Source organism: Aeromonas sp. FDAARGOS 1419 (genome assembly GCF_019047045.1).
GTDB classification, from domain to species: domain Bacteria; phylum Pseudomonadota; class Gammaproteobacteria; order Enterobacterales; family Aeromonadaceae; genus Aeromonas; species Aeromonas veronii.
In genome coordinates, this window is record NZ_CP077209.1 from 1,770,161 (window position 1) to 1,789,144 (window position 18,984).

Genomic DNA, 18,984 nt, shown 5'->3' on the forward strand with positions numbered 1-18,984 from the left:
GTTATCCGTGGGCAAGCCTTATGCCGCCTGTTGTACACCTGCTTTGCCGGTCACCGCCCGCTTGAGCCAGTAGTCGAGGCTGACGTAGCGGCCCCCGCCGTAAACCAGCAGCACCAGCAGCATCACGAAGTAGGTGGCGGCAAACTCCATCCCGTTGTTGAGCATCACGGGATCCCCGAGCTCGGTGATGTAGTTGTAGCGACCGGGGAAGTTGGCAGCCAGCCACTCGATAAAGCAGTTGAGGCGCAAGGTGGCCTCCATGCTGCCGGTGGCGATGGCGTCCCAGCCGTGCTTCCAGTGCACCATGGCGCTCGCCACACTCATCAGGAAGATGGTGGGAATGGCCATGATGCGGGTAAAGAGGCCAAGGGCGATACAGATGCAGCCCAGCACCTCGGTGCCCGCCGCCAGAAAGGCGAGCAGGGTCGGGAACGGCAAGTTGAGCCCCCCTTCCGAGACCGGGGCGCCAAACCAGGCGACGGTGCCGGCAAAGCCCACCACCTTGGAGTGGGCCCCCACATAGATGACCGGAATGAGATAGAGGCGAATGGCCAGCAGGGCCAGAAAATCGAGCCGCTTGCACTGGGCTACCGCCCGCTCGTACCACTGGATCAGGGTGTTGTTCATGGGAATTCTCCTTGGTGTTTGCTAAATGGGGGCAAGGGCGCGCCAGACTGGCGCTCGCCAACGGACAAGATCAGCAGACCCAGCCGGTAAAAATGGCGTGCCCATTCGGTCAGATCAAAATCGCTGCGAACCTGTTGCACCTGTTGCTGGAACGCGGCTTGGGTGATCCCCGGCTGCTGTTGCAATAGCTGGATCAGCGCCACATCCCATTCGCGCAGCCGCTGGGTCACCACCTGATGATCCGGGCTGCGAAACAGGCCATAGAAGTGGTTGCCCTGCCGGGTCGGCACCACGCCGCTGCGACGAATGGCAAAGGGGAGCTCTAGCAGTTGCAGGGTAGGGTTGAGCACTAGCGAACTCTCCGCCGTCACCTCCTCCCCCGGCAACACTTGCGGCACCACCCCTTGGTCAATCTCGACACAGAGGCAGGCCCACTCATACTCCAGCAGCGCCAGCCGCTGCCTGGGCCAGTTGAGGGAACCCTCGCCGTGGCGATGCTGCACAAAGCGGACAAACTCGGTGGCGATATGGTGAAACTCGGGGGCCTCGGCGCCGTGCTGGATAACAAAGCCCTCCACCAGCTGCCACCTGTCCACCGGCGCCCAGTGAGCGTGGGTGAGCGGAAAAGCGCTCTCCAGCACCGACTCCACATTGGCGCGCACGCTGCGGGCATAGTGGCTGGCGATGCCATCCTGCGGCAGCCGCACCCGGCTCGCCAGCCAGGCGGTCTGCTGCTGCATCCGCTGCGGCGCCGTTTTGGGCGAGGTGATCAGTGATAACCGTCTATCCATAGCGCACCTCCCGCACCTGACGGTCGAGTGCCTCGCAACAGGCGCCGTGCACCCGTGCCAGCTCGGCCTCCAGTTCGGCCAGCGGCGGCAGATGGTGATCCCGCTCCAGCAACAGGGGGCGCAAACCGTGGGTCTGCACCGTATAACGGGCCAGCGCCACCACCTCCTCGCACACCGGTTTGCCATGGGTATCCAATAAAGTGCCGTCCGCCTCTTCCAGATGACCGGCGATATGGAAGTAACGGATCGCATTGCCCGGCAGCCCGGCGATCATCCGCTTGGGGCAGTAACCGTGGTTGCGGCTGTTCACAAAGACGTTGTTGATATCGAGCAGCAGCTCGCAGCCGCTGCGCGCCACCAGCTCGGCGAGAAAATCCTCCTCCGGCATCTCGTGGTCATAGCCGTGGTAGTAGGAGATATTTTCCAGCACCAGCGGGCGGGCCAGCGCCTCCTGTACCTGCGCGATCCGCTCTGCCAGATAGGGGATGTTCTCCCACTGACGCGGCACCGGTAGCAGTTCGTAAAGATACCCCTGCTGGTCGCGGGAAAAGCTCAGGTGCTCGCTGTAGATCCCGATGCCGAACTCGTCCAGAAAGGTGCGGATCTGGCTGAGCAGGGTGCGATTGAGGGGCTGGCAATCGCCGAGAGAGAGGCTGAGGCCGTGGGCCACCAGCGGGTAACGCTCGGTCAGCTGATGCAACTGCACCCGCTTGGCGCCGCCTATAGCCATCCAGTTCTCCGGCGCCAGTTCGAGAAAGTCGATGCCGGGGCGGACGGGGCCGGAGCAGAGCACATCCAGATGCTCCTGGCGCAGCCCGATCCCCCGACTGCGGGAGCTTATTGGCCGCATACCCCCTCCGTCATCTTGCTGCCCTTGCTGGAGCTGTCGCCATCAATCCCCTCGCCCGCCACGCCACACTTGCCATCGCGAGCGCGCACCAGCCGCCCCTGCGGATCACTGTCGAGGGCCTGCTTTTCAAAGCGCTTCTCGGTGCCGCACTTGCCCGCCGCACACTTGCCGCCGTGCTGTTCGCTGGGGGCAGCTTTCACCGGCGCATCGCTCGGGGTGGCCGCCAGCGCCAGCCCCGGAGTCAGGGCAATCAGGCTGGTCATGGCGATGGAGAGGGTCAGTTTGCCGGTGGTTTTGTTGCTGCTTGAGTTACTCATGAGCGGACTCCTTGACGGATAAAACGGGGTAGCTGGAGAGATCGCGGGCAGCCACGATCTGGCCGTGGAACTGCTGTTTGACGATGGCCATCGCCTCTTTCTTGTGATTGAGGCCAACCCCCATCCAGTGGTTGAGCACCAGCAGCTTGGGGTTCACCTCGGCGGCAATCTTGGCCACCACAGATGGCTTGGCATGGAGCGAGGCGGAGACAGGGTCGGCCCCTTCGTGAATGGCGAGCGGCATCACCAGAATGTCGGCCCCCTTGGCAAACGGCACAAAGGCCGGGTTGCTGCCGTTCTGATCCGCCGAGATAACGATGGTCCCCTCGGCGCTCTCAATGCGATAGGCCAGACAGGGCACGTCACCGTGAGGAATGCCAAGCGCGGTGATGGTCAGCCCATCCTGTTGATAGACGGTGTGAGGCTGCGGGCTCTGGTAGGGCACATCGTGCAAGGTGATGGGGAAGAGGCCATCGGTGCCATCCTTGAAGCCGCTCAGGTAGGCATAAGCGCCCTTGTCTTTGTTGAAGAGGGCATCGAAGTAGCCGCTCATGCTAGGGAAGGCCGAGCCGGCCTCTGGCCCCGCCAGATCCAGCGGATCGCTGCGCTCGAAGAAGTAGGCCCCCTTGAGCAGGGCGGGCAGGTCAGTCACATGGTCGGTGTGGAAGTGGGTGATGCCGATAAAATCGACCTCTTCGAGCTTGGCCCCTGCCTGGCCGAAGCGCAGGTAGACGCCGCCACCGGCATCGATCAGGATGCGGGATTTCCCCTTCCACCAGATCACCTCGCTGGAGGAGGCGCGCAGATCGTCGGAGATGGGGCCGCCACTGCCGAGCACCTGCAGGGTGAAGGTTTTATCCAGTGGCGTCAGTTGTACCGGTTCGGCACAGGCCGGGGCGACGGTGAGCGCGCACCCGATGGCCAGCACCACCGCTTTCAATCTCTGTTTCATCACAATTACCTGTCGGTTGGTTGTCGGTTGAAAGTGTGTCGTGTGTGTCGTTTAAAGAGGGGGGAGAGAGGGGCCGATGGCGACGAGTGAACGCCAGCCACCGGCCGTGGCGGGGCGCGAGCCCCCGCCGTCAGTTACCGTCCCGTTCGTCCGCCTGCCAGCGCGCTTCCAGCCAGAGCAGGTTGCACAGGCCCAGCAGCAGGGCGAATCCGAGGCCCAAAATCCAGGTGAAGTACCACATAGCAGATCCCTTGAGGTCAGTAGAGTTGATGGCTGTCGCGCTTGATGCGGGCACGGTCGAGCTTGCCGCGCACCACCCGATAGACCCAGCCGGTGTAGCCCAGGTTGACCGGCATCAGCACCAGCACGAGGCCGAACATGATGGCCAGGGTCTTGTAACTGGAGGTGCTGTCCCACAGGGTCAGGCTGCTGACCGCATCAAGGGATGAGGGCAGCACGAAAGGGAACAGGGCGATGGCCACCGAGCAGAGCATGGCGGCGCAGGCGATGGCGCTGGCCAGCAGCGCAATTCGGCCCCGCTCCAGCCAGGAGGCAATCCCGCTCACCAGCGGCGCCAGCGTCCCGATGATCGGCACCAGCCACAGCAGCGGATAGTCAAAGTAGTTGCGCAGCCAGCCTCCAGCGTGGGGGATCACCCCCTTCATCAGCGGGCTGATGGCAGCATTCGGGTCAAAGGGTTGTGTGCCGACACCGGTCAGCTGAAACCCTTGCAGATCCACCAGATGCCAGCCGGCCAGCAGATAGCAGAGGCTCACCAGCGGGGCCAGCAGGATGGCGATGCCCCGTGCGCGCAGCGCAGGGGTGCCAGTCACCTTGGCTTGCAGAAAACCGGCGCCGTGCAGTAGCAACAGGGTGATGGCGGTGGCCAGCACCGAGAGCAGCCAGCCCCAGTGGAAGTCGAACGCGCCGTAGTGCAGGCGCAGCGCCGTGTCGAAGCGAAACGGCAGCCCCTCCATCACCAGACCGATAGCAGCACCGAGGATGAGCGCCGGTATCAGGCCACCCGCCACCAGCGCCCGATCCCACCAGCGGCGCCAAACCGGATCGGCCAGCTTGCTGCGATAGTCAAAGCCGACCGGACGCAGAAAGAGCCCAAGCAGCAGCACCACCATGGGGATATAAAGCCCCGAGAAGGCGGCGGCATAGACCAGCGGCCAGGCGGCAAACAGGGCACCGGCGCCGGCAATCAGCCACACCTGATTGCCCTCCCACACCGGCCCCACGCTGTTGATCACCAGACGGCGGTCATCGTCATCTTTCGACACCACCGGCAGCAGCATGGCGATGCCGAGATCGAAGCCATCCATCACGATAAAACCGACCATCATGAAGAGCACCAGCGCCCACCAGATGAGTTTCAGGGTTGCGTAATCCATCAGGCGATCCTCGCAAGTTCGGGTTGTTCACCGCTGTAGCGGCCGGTATGGAGAATGGCGGGCCCCTTGCGGATCACATGGCGCAACAGGAACAGCTCCACCACCAGCAGCAGGGTGTAGATGGAACAGATGGCGATGAGGCTGAACCAAAGTTGGCCCGGCTGAAGCAAAGAGACCGAGGCCGACACCGGCAGCACATCGCTGATGGTCCAGGGTTGACGGCCGAGTTCGGCCACCAGCCAGCCCGCCTCGATGGCAATCCAGGGCAGCGGAATGCTCCAGAGCAGGGTCTTGAGCAGGCGCGGCGAGTCTTGCAGCCGGTTGCGGCAGAGCTGAACAAAGCTCACCACCATCAGCCCCAGCATGGTGACGCCAAGCCCCACCATCACCCGAAAGCCCCAGAACAGCGGCGCCACCGGCGGGATGGAGTCATCGACCGCTTTGGCAATCTCCGCCTCACCGGCCTTGGCGATATTGCTGGCATAGGGGGTCAGCAGCATGCCGTAGCCGAGATCCTTGCCGTGCTGCTCGAAGCGGGCGCGGTTGGCCGGGGTGTCATCGCCCTGCCGGATCTGCTCGAGGGCCTCGGCCGCCACCATGCCGCTGCGAATGCGCGCCTCGTTCTGCACCTTGATATCCTTGAGGCCGGTCACCGCCTCGTCGATGGAGCGGGTAGCGATGATCCCCATCAGATACGGGATCTTGATGGCTGCGTGGGTGGTCTCGGCAGTCTGATCCGGGAAGCCGAACAGGGTAAAGGAAGCTGGCGCTGGCTCGGTCTCCCACTCCGCCTCGATGGCGGCGAGCTTGACCTTCTGCACCTCGCCGGTGCGATAGCCCGACTCATCCCCGAGCACAATGACCGAGAGGATGGCCGCCAGCCCGAAGCCGGAGGCAATGGCGAAGGAGCGCAGGGCAAACTGCACTTCCGTCTTGCGCAGCAGATACCAGCTGCTCACCCCCATCACGAACATGGAGGCGGCCACATAGCCTGCCGCGACGGTGTGAACGAACTTCACCTGCGCCACCGGGTTGAACAGCACGACGGCGATATCCACCAGCTCCATGCGCTGGGTCAGCAGGTTGAACTCGGCCCCCACCGGGTTTTGCATCCAGCCGTTGCCGATCAGGATCCAGAGCGCCGAGAGGTTGGAGCCGAGCGCCACCAGCATGGTCACCAGCAGGTGCTTGCCACGAGAGAGCTTGTCCCAACCGAAGAAGAAGAGCCCCACCAGGGTCGATTCGAGGAAGAAGGCCATCAGCCCCTCGATGGCCAGCGGAGTACCGAAGATGTCCCCCACATAGTGGGAGTAGTAAGCCCAGTTGGTGCCGAACTGAAACTCCATGGTGATCCCCGTGGTGACCCCCATGACGAAGTTGATGCCAAACAGTTTGCCCCAGAAGCGGGTGATGTCCTGATAGATCACCTTGCCGGTCATCACATAAGCCGACTCGGCGATCACCAGGATCCAGGACAGCCCCAGCGTGAGGGGCACAAACAGGAAGTGGAACAGGGCCGTGGCGCCAAATTGCAGGCGAGACAGGCTGACCACGTCATCCGGATTGATCATGCGTCACTCTCTTTTGTTGTATTTGCCTTGCACGTTTCGTGCGTGACAAGTACATCACGGAGCATGACACCTATAACAGATGCAGTTATATTGAATTACACCTATAACAGTTGATCCAGATCATGTCCCTTTACCAGCAGTTGGCCGACCGCCTGCAAAGCCAGATTGACGATGGCATCTGGCAACCGGGGGAGCGCATCCCCTCCATTCGCCAGAGCTGCAAGACCCACGGGCTCAGCCCCATGACGGTGTTGCAGGCCTATCAACTGCTGGAGAGTCAGGGGCGGATCCTCGCCCGCCCCCAGTCCGGTTACTACGTCAAAGCCGCCTCACCACAGGTCGTGCAGCACACGCCGAGCCAGACCCACTACAGCGGCTCGGTGGATATCAACGATCTGGTGTTCGAGGTGTTGCAGGCGAGCAAATCGCGGGATCTGGTGCCCCTTGGCATGTCGGTGGCAGACCCGACCCTGTTCCCCCATCCCCAGCTCGGGCGTGCCCTGGCCAGCTGCATGCGCAAGCTCGATCCCTTCAGCACAGTGGCCGACCTGCCCCCCGGCAACGAAGCGCTGCGCCGCGCCATCGCCCAGCGTTACGCCAGCGATGGGGTGGCGGTCAATCCGCAGGAGATCATCATCACCACCGGTGCCATGGAGGCACTCTCCCTCAGCCTGCAGGTGCTGACCGAGCCCGGTGACTGGGTGGTGGTGGAGTCCCCCACCTTCTATGGCGCCCTGCAGGCCATCGAGCGGCTGAAACTCAAGGCGGTGGAGATCCCGGTCATTCCGGGGGTGGGCATCGATCTCGACCTGCTGGCCGACGCCCTCAGCCAGATGCCGATCAAGGCCTGCTGGCTGATGGGCAATGTGCAGCACCCGCTGGGCCACACCATGCCAGATGCGCACAAACAGGGGCTGATGGCACTGCTCAACGCCCACAAGGTGCCGCTGGTGGAGGATGACGTCTATGCGGAGGTCTACTTCGGCCGCGAGCGCCCCAAACCCATCAAGCACTGGGATCAGCGTGGCGACAGCCTGCTTTGCAGCTCCTTTTCCAAGTGCTTGGCGCCGGGCTTTCGGGTCGGCTGGGTGGTGGCGGGGCCCCATGCCGAGCGGGTTCAACGGCTGCAACTGATGTCCACCCTCTCCACCAATGTTCCGAGCCAGCTGGCGCTGGCCGAGATGCTGCGCCAGGGCGGTGTCGATGCCCACTTTCGCCGTCTGCGCCACACCCTGGCCCAGCGCCAGCAGCAGATGCGGGCGGCCCTGCAACGGCTGTTGCCCAGCGAAGTGCGGATCTCCTCCCCCGATGGCGGCTACTTTCTCTGGCTGGCGCTGCCTGCCCATTTCGACAGCCGCGCCCTGCACGCCAAGGCTCTGGGCAGCGGTTTTTCAGTGGCCCCCGGCGCGCTCTTTTCCAGTCAGGGACAACACAACCACTGCCTGCGCCTCAACAGCTCCCATCCCTGGAGCGAACAGCTGGAGCAGGCCCTCACCCGGCTGGCCGCACTGATTGCCGCACAACTCGGTGAAAAGTAACGTGGCAAAGAGCCGCTGACGAAACGAACAAAGGTCCGCAACGGGCCTGTGTAGTTGGGGGGACGCGCCTTGTCTCGCCATCAAAAACTGATCATCTGGCCATGATCTGCGACTGCACCTTGAAGCCCAGCGCCTCGTAGAGGGCTTTGGCGCGCTCGTTGAAGGCCATCACCTCCAGCCGGATTTGCTGAGCATCACGGGCCTTGGCCCACTCATCGCAATGGGCGATCAGCGCCTTGCCAATCCCGCGGGAGCGGTGCTGCTCATCCACCACCACCGAGCCGATACGACAAATCGGCGCACGGGTGAGAAACGGCACGCTCTCATTGATGTCTATCCGCGCCGTCAAAAAGCCCACCACCCTGCCATCCTGCTCGGCAACGCAGAATAGACGCCCTTCTGCACCGATGGCGCTCAGCAAAAATGCCCGCTCCTCTGGCGAAGGGGGGCAGAACACCTCGGGATAGTGTTGATGGTGGATCTCTCCTATCTGCCGGTTCAGCTCGACAATGGCGTCTATATCCAGTGCGGTTGCCTTGCGAATCTCCAACGGTTGCTCCTTGCAAAAAAGTGATCTCTTTGCGCCATCTTAGGGGCTGTGCCCCGCAATCCAAATAGGCTCATCCGTATCTTTTGGCGGGCAGCAGAAACAACAACGCCCCTTGAGCGGGGCGTTATCGGCAATCCATGGCGATGAGGGGTATCAGGCGGGGGCGTTAAGTTGGGCCACCTGCCGCTCGATGCTGCCCTTGAGGTTGTCATCGAGCTTGAGGGCGCGCGCCAGTTCGTCGAGATAACCGCGCTCCATAAAGTGATCCACTTCGATGGCGAGCAGGGAGGCGAGATAGACCTCGGTGGCCAGCTCCATGTCGGTCACTTCCCGCGCCAGCGCGTGGGGATCGAGGGGGCGGGCCAGCTCGGCGTCAATCCAGCGGGCGACATCGCTCTGACCCTGTTCGGTCAGGTACTCCTGGATTTTCTGGCGCTCGGCACCGTCGATATGGCCATCGGCCCGGGCCGCCGCCACCATGGCGCGCACCAAGAGGGCCGCACGGGCATCCAGCGCATTGCCTTCCAGCCCACTGATGGGATGGGTGGGCTGGGCCGGTGCCGCCTGCTGGGCCTGCCAATCCTGATAGAGCTTGTAGGCCAGCCCGCCAAGGGCTGCGGCGCCGCCCACGGCAGCGGCCTTGCCACCATATTTGCGCACTTTTTTATTGCCCAGCAACAGACCGAGCGCGCCACCGGCCAGCGCCCCCTGCATCTGCCCCTTGCGCTTCTCTCCGCCTTCGTTGAGCCAGCCTTTGCCAGCCCCCAGCAACTGTTCCAGCATCTGTTTCATGGTGTCACTCCTGCGGCTATGTTCCCGTCGATAGAGCCAGATAGTGACCCCGCCCCCCTGAATCGGGGATGAACCCTTGACCGGGCAGGCCGATGGGGCAAAGCTCAGGGAAACCCTTCAGGCAATAAGGATGTAACTGTGCCCAATCGCGAACTGACCCTGCAATTTCTGGCCGAACCCTCCGACGTCAATTTCGGCGGCAAGGTCCACGGCGGCATGGTGATGAAGTGGATCGATCAGGCGGGCTATGCCTGCGCTGCTGGCTGGTGTGGCGGCTATGCGGTGACTGTCTATGTGGGGGGGATCCGCTTTTTGCGCCCCATCCAGATTGGCCAGCTGGTAGAGGTTCACGCCCAGGTGATCCACACCGGCACCACCAGCATGCATCTGGCGGTGGATGTCTACAGCCGCCACCCCACCGACACCGAGCGCCACAAGACCACCCACTGCATCATCATCTTTGTGGCGATGGATGAGCACGGTAAGCCAACCCCGGTGCCCCAGTGGCAGCCGGTGAGCGAGAGCGATCTGCAGTTGCAGCAGTACGCCAAAAAGCTCATCGCCCTGCGCGAGGAGATCGACAAGGAGATGCGCCAGCACCTCTGACCTTCATGCCTCACAACCCGACAGAGCGGGGCGCTTTCGGCCAACGGCGGCGCCCCTGTATAATCCCCCCTCTTCCCGCAACCGGAACCCTGCCCATGTCACTGGAAACTGCCCCGCCCGAGGTAAAACTCGCGGTGGATCTGATTGAACTGCTGGAAACCAACCAGCTGGCCCCCGAGCTGGTGCTGGCGGCGTTGGCCATCGTGAAACAGGATTACGAGCGCAAGCTGGCGGAGGGGAAGGATCACTGATCCGTCCTCACACTTTGTTGCGTTTTTTCAGACTTCAACTTTTCCCCATACCGCAAATTACTGCAGCCCCATCACCTCGTCACAGAGGGCGATCAGGGCCGCGCTCAAGCGGGTGAGCGGCTCGCTCCCGCTTCCCCCTGCATGCAGCGCCAGCTCCACCGACGCCACCTTGGGCCACTGGGTCAGGGCCAGCTGATCGGCGGGCATCAACCGTTTGGGCAGCAAGCTCACGCCAATGCCCGCACTCACCGCCCCCTGCAAGCTGGCAAGGCTGGCGCTGACATAGGCGATACGCCAACGCCGACCGAGGCCATCGAGCGCCTCGGTCATCTGCCGCCGATAGAGCCCTTCGCTCGGGAATACCACCAGCGGCAGCGGATCCCGTTCCCGTGCGGGCCAGTCGCGACTGTCAACCCACACCAGCGGCTCGCGCCAGCTGGCAAGGGGCGCCCCCTGCCCGCGCGTCTGCTTGACCAGCGCCAGATCCAGCTCTCCCGCCGCGAAGCGCTGCCAGATCTCGTGACTCAGGCCACTTTGCACCTCCAACCGTACCTCGGGGTAGTCGCGGGCAAAGGCGGCCAGCACCGGAGTGATGGCCCCTGCGGCAAAATCCTCTGGCACCCCGAGGCTGAGCGCCATGCTCCCCTCGCTCACCTGCTCCTCGGCCTGTGCCAGCAGCGCCAGAATGCGGCGGGCCAGCCCCAGCAATTTTTCTCCCTCCGCCGTTGCCACCACCTGCCGACCGGAGCGGTCCAACAGCGGACAGCCAAGCTGCTGCTCAAGGCGGCGGATCTGCTGGCTAATGGTGGATTGGGTCAGATGGACCCGTTCACCGGCGCGGGTAAAGCTGCCGGTGTCGATAATGGCTACAAAACTGCGCAGTAACAGGGGATCCAGCATGGGGCACTCCATTTACAAAACCACTGAAACCCATTCTATCATTTAATTTCCAAATGACTTTCGAGCCCGCTAGGCTGGCGTTTTTGCCTCCTTTGACGGTGATCTGCCATGTTCAGCCCCGATGACTCCGTGTCCCGAATGCCCCCTGTCTCTCCCAGAACCGGAAACTGCACCCGATGAATCAACGAAATACCGATCAACCCGCAGGCCAGACTGCCCTGCTGGTGCTGGTGATCCTGATTGGCCTGAATCTGCGCCCCTTTCTTACCGCCATCGGCCCGCTGAGCGGCGAGATTGGCCGCACCCTGTCGCTGGGGATGGACACCCTCGCCTGGCTCACCCTGCTGCCACTCTGGCTCATCGGGATTGGCGTGCTGCTCACTCCCAGCCTGCGCCGGCGCGCCAGCCCGCGCCAACTGCTGGGGCTGGCCCTGTTGCTGCTCGGCATTGGCAGCGCCATGCGCTTCGATGCCCAGAGCGGCGCCCTGCTGATCGCCAGCGCGGCGCTCTGCGGCCTTGGGTCGGCACTGGTGCAGGGGGTGCTGCCGGCACTGATCAAGCAGGCCTTCGCCCGCAAGGTGCCGCTGGTGATGGGGATCTTCTCCGCCTGCATGATGGGGGGCGGAGCGCTGGGGTCCAGCCTCACCCCAAGGCTGGCGACGAGCCTCGACTGGTCGCGGGCGCTGGCGCTCTGGAGCCTGCCGGTGCTGCTGGCCCTCGTTTGGCTAGGGTGGAAAGTGCGTCTGCCGCGGGCCACCGCGGTCGCCATTCCCCACGGCGAGCAGCGGCTAATCACCCTGCCCCGCAGCTGGTTGCTGATCGTCTGCTTTGGCATCATCAACAGTGGCTACGGCATCGTCGTGGCCTGGCTGGCCCCCGCCTATATGGCGCAGGGGTGGAGCGCCGCGCAGGCGGGCGAAACTGGTCGCCTGGCTGGCGCTGGCCCAGACTGCCAGCGGCCTCGGCCTGCCGCTGCTGGCCGCCCGCAGTCAGGATCGGCGGCCGTGGATGGGCCTTGCCATCGCCATGCAGCTGGCGGGATTTGCCGGCCTCTGGCTGGCGCCAGCCAGTGCCCCCATTCTCTGGTGCATGCTGTGCGGTGCCGGTCTTGGCGGCAGCTTTTCGCTGATCATGGTGATTGCGCTCGATCACCTGCCCGACCCGCGCCGCGCCGGCACCCTGAGCGCCCTGATGCAGGGCTTCGGCTTTATGCTGGCGGCCACCGGCCCCTGGGTGGCGGCGCGGCTCTATCACTATATGGGCGACTTTGCGGCCGCCTGGCAGTGGCAACTGGGGGGATTACTGCTGATGAGCCTGCTGGTGCTGCGCCTCGACCCGCGCCACTATCCTCGCGTTATGCGGTTACCGACCGCCAGCGAGCCGTCCCTTTCGGCACCTCTCCCAACCAGCTCTGCTGCCCAAAACAACACACCGGCCTGAGGCCGGTGTGTTGGGGATAACCGTGTTGGGGATGACAAGGTAGGCTGACGCCACTCAGGGGAGCAACTCAGCGCCCCTTCTTCTGCCGCCCTGTGTTAGCGGTGCGCGGCTTGCCAGCGGCCGGTTTGCCACCCTTGGGAGCCCCTTTGCCAGCGCCGCCCTTGTTGGCAGCACCTTTGCCCGCACCACCCTTGCCCACCGGCAGCTTCTTCTCGAAGGCTTCCGGGCCCGGCACATTGGGGCGACCGCCAATCTCGTGATCATCATCGCGGCGCGGCTTCTTGCCCTGCCCCGGTTTGGCGCTTTGCACCGCAGGGGCCTTGGCCGCCTTGGGCTTGTCGCCTTTGGCCGGTTTCACCTCGGAAGAGGAGTCCTCAATCAGCTTGAACAGATCGATCAGCTCGTCGTCGGTGAGATCGCGCCACTCGCCTACCGGCAGCCCCTTGAGGCTGACATTCATGATGCGGATGCGCTCCAGCTTGGTCACTTCAAAACCGAAGTACTCGCACATGCGGCGGATCTGGCGGTTCAGTCCCTGCACTAGCGTGATGCGAAAGACGAACGGCGCCTCTTTCTTCACCTTGCACTTCTTGGTCACAGTACCGAGGATCGGCACCCCGGCCGCCATCCCGCGCACAAACTCCTCGGTCACCGGCTTGTCGACGGTCACCAGATACTCTTTCTCGTGATCGTTGCCCGCCCGCAGGATCTTGTTGACCAGATCGCCGTGGTTGGTGAGGAAAATCAGCCCCTGCGAATCCTTGTCGAGCCGCCCGATGGGGAAGACCCGGGTGCTGTGGTTGACGAAATCGACGATGTTGTCCTTCTCGCCCGCCTCTGTGGTACTGACGATGCCCACCGGCTTGTTGAGGGCGATCAGCACCAGACTGTCCGCCTCGCGCGGCTCGATCACCTGACCATTCACCTTGACCAGATCGCCAACCTGCACCTGATCGCCGATCCCGGCCCGCTTGCCGTTGATAAAGACGTGGCCCTGCTCGATAAAGCGGTCGGCCTCGCGGCGCGAGCAGATGCCGCTCTCGCTGATGTATTTGTTCAGGCGCATGGATTCGTTAGCCAGCATGGATCACCTGCCACAGGTTCTGGGCCGCGCCCGGTTGTGCCATCGCCTGTTCCGGCTGTGCCGGGGAGGCTGTTTGCTGCATCAGCCAATTCACTACGTCAAAGTTCTGCATACCATTCCATCTTCAAAAAAGGCCAATGCCAGCTTATCCATCAAAAAACGCCGCTACAGTAGCATAATTGCCCCCGTTCAGGGGCAGATAGTTGCAGGGCCGCAGCGCCCAAGCGGGCATCCGCGAACAAGTTCACGCCGCCAGATGGCCCGCGATGCAACCTTTGAACGGCCAGCCTGATGCCAACGTCGTGATCAGGCGCCCACAGCCAGCGTGGCCGAACGCCATCAACTATACATATCACCTTGTTTCTATTAGGCTTTAAGCCGATTGGCAGCGCCTAGGGTGCTGCGCCGAACTCGCCCGCCCAGAGGCGGCCCCACCCCTATCGCCAAGGATTGCACCATGCTGGCTCACACTCGCCGCCTTGTTCGCCGTGCTCTGCTGACCCTGTTGCTGCTGTTGCTGACCGCATGGGCGGTGATCGCCTACTTCGCCTGGCAGGCAGCGCCGCTGCAGCTGTGGCACACAGTGGTGCCCCCCGAACTCAGTGCCGATGAGCTCGATCGCAGCGACTGGCAAGCCTATCTGGCCCGCGAAGCAGAGCTGTTCGAGCTGGTGGCCACCGAGGTAGTCGCCAAAACACCGCCGGAGCAGCAACTGGCCAGCAATCGCTACTATCAGGACGCCCCCATCAATCCCGCCCGCTTTCAGCAGAACTGGAACCGCTCCTACCTGCTGCGCCCCGAGGGGGAAGTCAAAGGGGTGGCGGTGCTGCTGCACGGCCTGACCGACTCCCCCTACAGTCTGCGCCATCTGGCTAGACGCTATCAGCAGCAGGGCTTTATCGCGCTGGGGCTGCGGATCCCCGGCCACGGCACTGTGCCCGCTGGCCTCGTGGATGTGGATTGGGAAACCTGGCTGGCCGCCACCCGACTGGCGGTGCGGGAGGCCAGATTGCTGGCACCGGGCAAGCGGCCGCTGCATCTGGTGGGCTTTTCCAACGGCGGCGCGCTGGCGGTGAAATATACGCTCGATGCGCTGGCCGACCCGAGCGGCACGCTGGCAAAACCGGATCGGCTGGTACTGATCTCTCCGATGATCGGGGTGACCCGCTTTGCCCGCTTCGCCGGGCTCAAGGCCGTGCCTGCCCTGCTGCCCGCCTTTGCCAACGCCGCCTGGCTCGACACCATGCCGGAGTTCAACCCGTTCAAGTACAACTCGTTCCCGGTCAACGGCGCGCGCCAGTCCTACCGCCTGACCCACGCCATTCAGCAGCAGGTACGCCAGCTGGCCGCCAGTGGCGAGCTGGCGGCGTTTCCCCCCGCCCTCACCTTCCAGTCGGTGATGGACTACACCGTCAGCACCCGCTCCATCATTGCCGATCTCTACCACTACCTGCCGGCCAACGGCAGCGAGCTGGTGCTGTTTGATATCAACCGCAGCACCCTGTTTGGCCCGCTGATGAGCTCGGCCTCCGAGCTGGCGCTGCACCGCTTGCTGCCAAACGCCCCCGGGCACTATCGCCTTACCGTGGTGGGCAATGTGGAACCCGCCTCTCCCGCGACGCAGGCCAGAACGCTGGCCAGCGCAGATCAGCCTGAGCAGCTCCGCCCGCTGGGTATCGATTATCCCAAGGAGATCTACTCCCTCTCCCATGTGGCGCTCCCCTTCCCGATGGACGACCCCCTCTATGGCATGGCGGCGCGCCCGCAGCAGCGGGAGCAATACGGCATCAATCTCGGTGGTCTGGCCCTGCGTGGCGAGCGCGGCGTGCTGATCGTCAACCCCGGCGCCCTCACCCGCACCTCCTCCAACCCCTTCTACCCCTATCTGCAGCAGCGGGTGATGGAGACCCTCACCGCCCCTCCCGTTACCAGCCCTGCCGCTGCCCCCCCTGCCAGCAGCAATCAATATGATGCGGCCTATCAGGCAGAAGTGGAGCAGTTTTTACAGGAGAGCGACGAGAGCAGCGCGCCTTTCTAGGGCGTTTCTGGAGTATCGGCAAAGAGCCACTGGCGCTGGGTCGATGGCGATACGAGAAAGGGGTCGTCAATTGACGGCCCCTTTCTATTGATGATGGCGATGGGAGTGATGGCTTGGTAGGCTCAGGGATAGATGCTCACTTCTATCAGATTCTGATCCGGGTCGAGGAAGTAGAGTGATTCTGATAGGTGTTGCACCGTCAGGCGCCGCGCCAACCCTGTCAGGGATAGATGCTCACTTCTATCAGGTTCTGGTCAGGGTCGAGGAAGTAGATGGATTCTATCGGCCCACAGGCACCGCTTTTGGTCACCGGCCCCTCGACAATCTCCACCCCGTGGCAGGCAAGCTGGGCCATCACCTGCTCCAGCGGCCAGCGGGTGATAAGGCAGACATCCCCCGACCCCACCTGCGCCCGATTGCGCGGCTCCTGCCCAAGCAGTTGCAGATTGATCTTCTGGTTGCCAAACCCTACGGCCCGGCGCCCCGCACCGAAGGTGATGGCCTCCATATTGAGCACCGAACTGTAAAACGCCACGGCCCGTTCGATATCACTGACCGTCAATACCAGATGGTCGATATGGCTGATCATGGTTACCTCCTGGTGGTGATCTGGCTGATGTGACCGACATATGCCCGCGAGCATCCGACTGTCGTCGCCACGGCGGGCTACCCCATCATACCCGGCAAGGGGAAGCCCATGTGTGTCGTGACGCGCAAAGCGAGCGCAAATGATCTGGTCAGATAAACTCGCCTCACTGCACCGCAGCGCACGCTTTGTCACGCTGGGCCTGCAGGGTCTCATCGTCACTGTCCATTGCCGCCAGAATCGCCTGATTGCAAGCCCGCTCTGCCAGCTTGGCAGGACTCTGCTTGGCATCCCCAATCTCTGCAATCATCGGCCGATAACTGACGGCAGCCGAGCAGTACATGGTGCGAAATTTGGGCAGTTGCCAACTGCTGTCATCCTGCCGGGTCAAGTCATCACACAGCTTGTGAAACAGGGCGGACGCCTTGACCGTGCACTGGCTAAAGCGCCGCACATCCTGCTCGTAGGGACGACAAACGCTCGGCTGCTGGATCTGCCACAGCTGAAACGAGAAGGGTGAATCGCGCCCTCCTCAACATGAGCGTGCGAATACCTCTTGAATTCTCATTCAAAAATATCTGATGACAATAAAACCATCGCGCTAAGTAACCATCTCTGGATCAGTTATCCGTGTTCAAACTTACCAAAAAATCATGCTTCTCTATTTCCCAAAGAGAGATGTAAATAAAAAATGAACCTATCAACATAAAATTTCATTGGTAACAACAACTTCTGATGTTAACATTACAGCCTTTACAAAAAATCACTCTTTGGTGTTTTAAATGAGCGAGATTCAAAGTTTATTTAAACAAATACTGTCAAATTGGGTACGCGCAACCACGGAACAATTTACCAATCACCCAACAGCAGTAATTTTTAGAACCGAACTAAAAGAGTCCATCGAAAATATAGCCCATCGTTCTAACGAAGAACTTAAAATCAAGGCTAGCGTTGGAGCTGGCAATTGGGCGAATGTGCCTTGGATTTCAATCCTTGATACAAGAATCACCACCACAACACAGTCTGGAATATATCCTGTTTATTTATTCTGCGCCGATGGTTCTGGATTTTACCTCTCTTTAAATCAAGGAACGACAGCGCCCACCCGGGAATTAGGTACGGTAAATGCCCAAAGACAAGCCATTGAGTTAAAATTACAACTTCTGAACAATATCACTGAGTTCTCCACATGGGATAACGACTCTCTAAACCTACATGCAACAACAAATCTGGGGAGATCATATGAACCAACAAATATTTCAGCAAAATATTACCCGGCTGATGACATACCTTCAGATGAAGAGCTAATAAAAGATCTTGAGTGGCTGCTTAGTTTGTATGATAAGTGCGTTAGTTTTTTATCTAACAAAGAACATCCTATATTAGATATAAAGAATATAGCTAAATTCAACCCCTCAAGCCTTTACAAACCGTTTCTCCTCCTCGCTGGCATTTCTGGTACTGGTAAAACCCATTTTATTCGTGAGCAGGTCAAGGACTATCCAGGCCAGAAAAATTACTGCCTGGTTCCTGTACGACCAGACTGGCACGAACCCTCCGATCTACTGGGCTATATCTCCAGGATCAGTGGTAAAAAGGAGTATGTATCAACGCCGGTGCTGCATTTTATTACCCAAGCCTGGATCCATATTTACGAGCGTATTGGCGAAGTGAGAGCCGATGGCAAGATTGGTCTGAGCCAGGAACAACTGGACCATATTCCCCCCTTCTGGCTCTGCCTCGACGAGATGAACCTGGCGCCGGTTGAACAATATTTCGCCGACTATCTATCGGTACTGGAGACCCGCCACTGGTATACCTCACCCGAACTGACTGTATTTAACGACAAAGAAGGGGTGGACTACGGCTATGTCTACCGGTGCGATCCCCTGCTCAAAGCAGATACGCTTAGCCAGCAACTGGATGAGAGCGCGCGTACCGAACTGGCGGAAAAACTGGGACTGGACCTCGATGTTTCACTGCATCAGCAGATCTGGGCCAGCTTCTGCCAACACGGTATCGCTATCCCCTTCAACCTGATGGTGGCCGGTACCGTCAATATGGACGAGACCACCCACGGCTTTTCCCGCAAGGTGATCGACAGGGCCCTCACCTTCGACTTTAACGAGTTCTTCCCCAACGATTTCGATGCCTACTTTGCACCGGCATTGCAGCCAAAACGGCTGGGTTATCCGACCTGGTCAGACGGACGCGCCATTACTGAAGTCTCGGCACTGGAGCAATACAGTAAAGAGAGCGTCACCTTCCTGAAGGCAGTCAACGGGGTGCTGCAACAGAGCCCGTTCGAACTGGCCTATCGCGCCCTGAACGAGCTGATGCTGGCCCTGCTGGCCCATCATCCCGCCAATACCGCAGAACTGGTCGCCATCTGGGATGACTTTATGATGTGCAAGGTATTGCCGCGCATTGAGGGGGATAGTGACAAGTTGCGCAGCCATCTGACGGCTGATGGCGACCTGCTGACAGACCTGGAAAAGGTGCTGGCAGAACAATTTGGTAGTCACTGGGATAACACACGCCCTGACCTGTTTAACCGCAAGGTGGCTGCCGCCGGTGAAGATTCCGCCCCCGCAGAACCGCCGCACGTCCCCTGCCGCAGCAAGAAGAAACTGACCTGGATGAAAGAGCGGCTGGCACGGCAGTGCTTTACCAGCTTCTGGCCGTAAGGGGGGT

Annotated in this window: 19 protein-coding genes and 2 pseudogenes; 6 read left to right on the plus strand and 15 right to left on the minus strand. The window is 61.4% G+C overall.

Annotated features, from left to right (window positions below; all coding sequences use genetic code 11):
- Positions 1-18 precede the first annotated feature (18 nt).
- From I6L49_RS07855 to I6L49_RS07890, 8 genes are all read right to left on the minus strand, one after another.
- Positions 19-627: a DoxX family protein gene (locus I6L49_RS07855; protein WP_216951120.1), complete on the minus strand. Its 609-nt coding sequence runs from the start codon at positions 625-627 to the stop codon at positions 19-21.
- Positions 624-1,418: a putative DNA-binding domain-containing protein gene (locus I6L49_RS07860; RefSeq protein WP_216951122.1), complete on the minus strand. Its 795-nt coding sequence runs from the start codon at positions 1,416-1,418 to the stop codon at positions 624-626. Before I6L49_RS07860 ends, I6L49_RS07855 begins: the two co-directional genes overlap by 4 nt.
- Positions 1,411-2,268, minus strand: coding sequence for a DUF692 domain-containing protein (locus tag I6L49_RS07865; RefSeq protein ID WP_216951124.1), 858 nt, complete (start codon positions 2,266-2,268; stop codon positions 1,411-1,413). The genes I6L49_RS07860 and I6L49_RS07865 overlap by 8 nt, the downstream gene beginning before the upstream one ends.
- A complete protein-coding gene (locus I6L49_RS07870) occupies positions 2,256-2,585 on the minus strand; it encodes a hypothetical protein (RefSeq protein ID WP_139472826.1) in 330 nt (109 codons plus the stop codon). Before I6L49_RS07870 ends, I6L49_RS07865 begins: the two co-directional genes overlap by 13 nt.
- A complete protein-coding gene (locus I6L49_RS07875; RefSeq protein WP_216951125.1) occupies positions 2,578-3,537 on the minus strand; it encodes an MBL fold metallo-hydrolase in 960 nt (319 codons plus the stop codon). The genes I6L49_RS07870 and I6L49_RS07875 overlap by 8 nt, the downstream gene beginning before the upstream one ends.
- A 130-nt stretch (positions 3,538-3,667) precedes the next feature.
- On the minus strand, positions 3,668-3,778 hold the full coding sequence (gene cydX / locus I6L49_RS07880) for a cytochrome bd-I oxidase subunit CydX (RefSeq protein WP_005337572.1): 111 nt from the start codon (positions 3,776-3,778) through the stop codon (positions 3,668-3,670).
- A 16-nt stretch (positions 3,779-3,794) separates the two neighbouring features.
- Positions 3,795-4,934 (minus strand): cytochrome d ubiquinol oxidase subunit II, encoded by a 1,140-nt coding sequence (cydB, locus tag I6L49_RS07885; protein WP_149152602.1) that lies wholly within the window; start codon positions 4,932-4,934, stop codon positions 3,795-3,797.
- Complete coding sequence (locus tag I6L49_RS07890) at positions 4,934-6,505, minus strand: cytochrome ubiquinol oxidase subunit I (protein WP_216951126.1); 1,572 nt, start codon at positions 6,503-6,505, stop codon at positions 4,934-4,936. Before I6L49_RS07890 ends, cydB begins: the two co-directional genes overlap by 1 nt.
- 122 nt (positions 6,506-6,627) lie before the next feature.
- Here I6L49_RS07890 and I6L49_RS07895 point away from each other — a divergent pair, with 122 nt between their 5' ends.
- Entirely contained in the window at positions 6,628-8,043 is a 1,416-nt protein-coding gene (locus I6L49_RS07895; protein ID WP_216951127.1) for a PLP-dependent aminotransferase family protein, read from the plus strand.
- 91 nt (positions 8,044-8,134) lie between these two features.
- Here I6L49_RS07895 and I6L49_RS07900 read toward each other — a convergent pair whose 3' ends face one another.
- Together I6L49_RS07900 and I6L49_RS07905 are read right to left on the minus strand one after the other, a co-directional pair.
- Positions 8,135-8,593, minus strand: coding sequence for a GNAT family N-acetyltransferase (locus tag I6L49_RS07900; RefSeq protein ID WP_216951128.1), 459 nt, complete (start codon positions 8,591-8,593; stop codon positions 8,135-8,137).
- Positions 8,594-8,746: 153 nt separating this feature from the next.
- Positions 8,747-9,385: a tellurite resistance TerB family protein gene (locus tag I6L49_RS07905; protein WP_139428430.1), complete on the minus strand. Its 639-nt coding sequence runs from the start codon at positions 9,383-9,385 to the stop codon at positions 8,747-8,749.
- Positions 9,386-9,523: 138 nt separating this feature from the next.
- Here I6L49_RS07905 and I6L49_RS07910 point away from each other — a divergent pair, with 138 nt between their 5' ends.
- Positions 9,524-9,991, plus strand: coding sequence for an acyl-CoA thioesterase (locus I6L49_RS07910; protein WP_139439853.1), 468 nt, complete (start codon positions 9,524-9,526; stop codon positions 9,989-9,991).
- A gap of 95 nt (positions 9,992-10,086) precedes the next feature.
- Positions 10,087-10,242 (plus strand): pleiotropic regulatory protein RsmS, encoded by a 156-nt coding sequence (gene rsmS / locus I6L49_RS07915; RefSeq protein ID WP_074042636.1) that lies wholly within the window; start codon positions 10,087-10,089, stop codon positions 10,240-10,242.
- Between the two features lie 57 nt (positions 10,243-10,299).
- Here rsmS and I6L49_RS07920 read toward each other — a convergent pair whose 3' ends face one another.
- On the minus strand, positions 10,300-11,142 hold the full coding sequence (locus I6L49_RS07920) for a LysR family transcriptional regulator (protein WP_216951129.1): 843 nt from the start codon (positions 11,140-11,142) through the stop codon (positions 10,300-10,302).
- 176 nt (positions 11,143-11,318) lie between these two features.
- Here I6L49_RS07920 and I6L49_RS07925 point away from each other — a divergent pair.
- Positions 11,319-12,582 (plus strand): annotated as a pseudogene (locus I6L49_RS07925) (cyanate transporter).
- Positions 12,583-12,649: 67 nt separating this feature from the next.
- Here I6L49_RS07925 and rluF read toward each other — a convergent pair.
- Together rluF and I6L49_RS21095 are read right to left on the minus strand one after the other, a co-directional pair.
- Positions 12,650-13,666, minus strand: a complete 1,017-nt coding sequence (rluF, locus tag I6L49_RS07930; RefSeq protein ID WP_216951130.1) for a 23S rRNA pseudouridine(2604) synthase RluF — start codon at positions 13,664-13,666, stop codon at positions 12,650-12,652.
- On the minus strand, positions 13,656-13,778 hold the full coding sequence (locus I6L49_RS21095) for a hypothetical protein (protein WP_005359634.1): 123 nt from the start codon (positions 13,776-13,778) through the stop codon (positions 13,656-13,658). Before I6L49_RS21095 ends, rluF begins: the two co-directional genes overlap by 11 nt.
- Before the next feature lie 345 nt (positions 13,779-14,123).
- On the opposite strand from I6L49_RS21095, the gene I6L49_RS07935 reads away from it, so the two are divergent.
- Positions 14,124-15,704 carry a carboxylesterase gene (locus I6L49_RS07935; RefSeq protein ID WP_216951131.1) on the plus strand — a complete coding sequence of 527 codons (1,581 nt, stop codon included), beginning with the start codon at positions 14,124-14,126 and terminating at the stop codon, positions 15,702-15,704.
- Positions 15,705-15,924: 220 nt separating this feature from the next.
- On the opposite strand, the gene I6L49_RS07940 is transcribed toward I6L49_RS07935, so the two are convergent.
- Complete coding sequence (locus I6L49_RS07940; RefSeq protein WP_005337594.1) at positions 15,925-16,293, minus strand: VOC family protein; 369 nt, start codon at positions 16,291-16,293, stop codon at positions 15,925-15,927.
- A 163-nt stretch (positions 16,294-16,456) separates the two neighbouring features.
- Positions 16,457-16,807 (minus strand): annotated as a pseudogene (locus I6L49_RS07945) (hypothetical protein); the annotation flags it as partial.
- 265 nt (positions 16,808-17,072) lie between these two features.
- Between I6L49_RS07945 and I6L49_RS07950 the strand changes: the two are divergent.
- Entirely contained in the window at positions 17,073-18,977 is a 1,905-nt protein-coding gene (locus tag I6L49_RS07950) for a DUF3578 domain-containing protein (RefSeq protein WP_216951132.1), read from the plus strand.
- Positions 18,978-18,984: the final 7 nt, after the last annotated feature.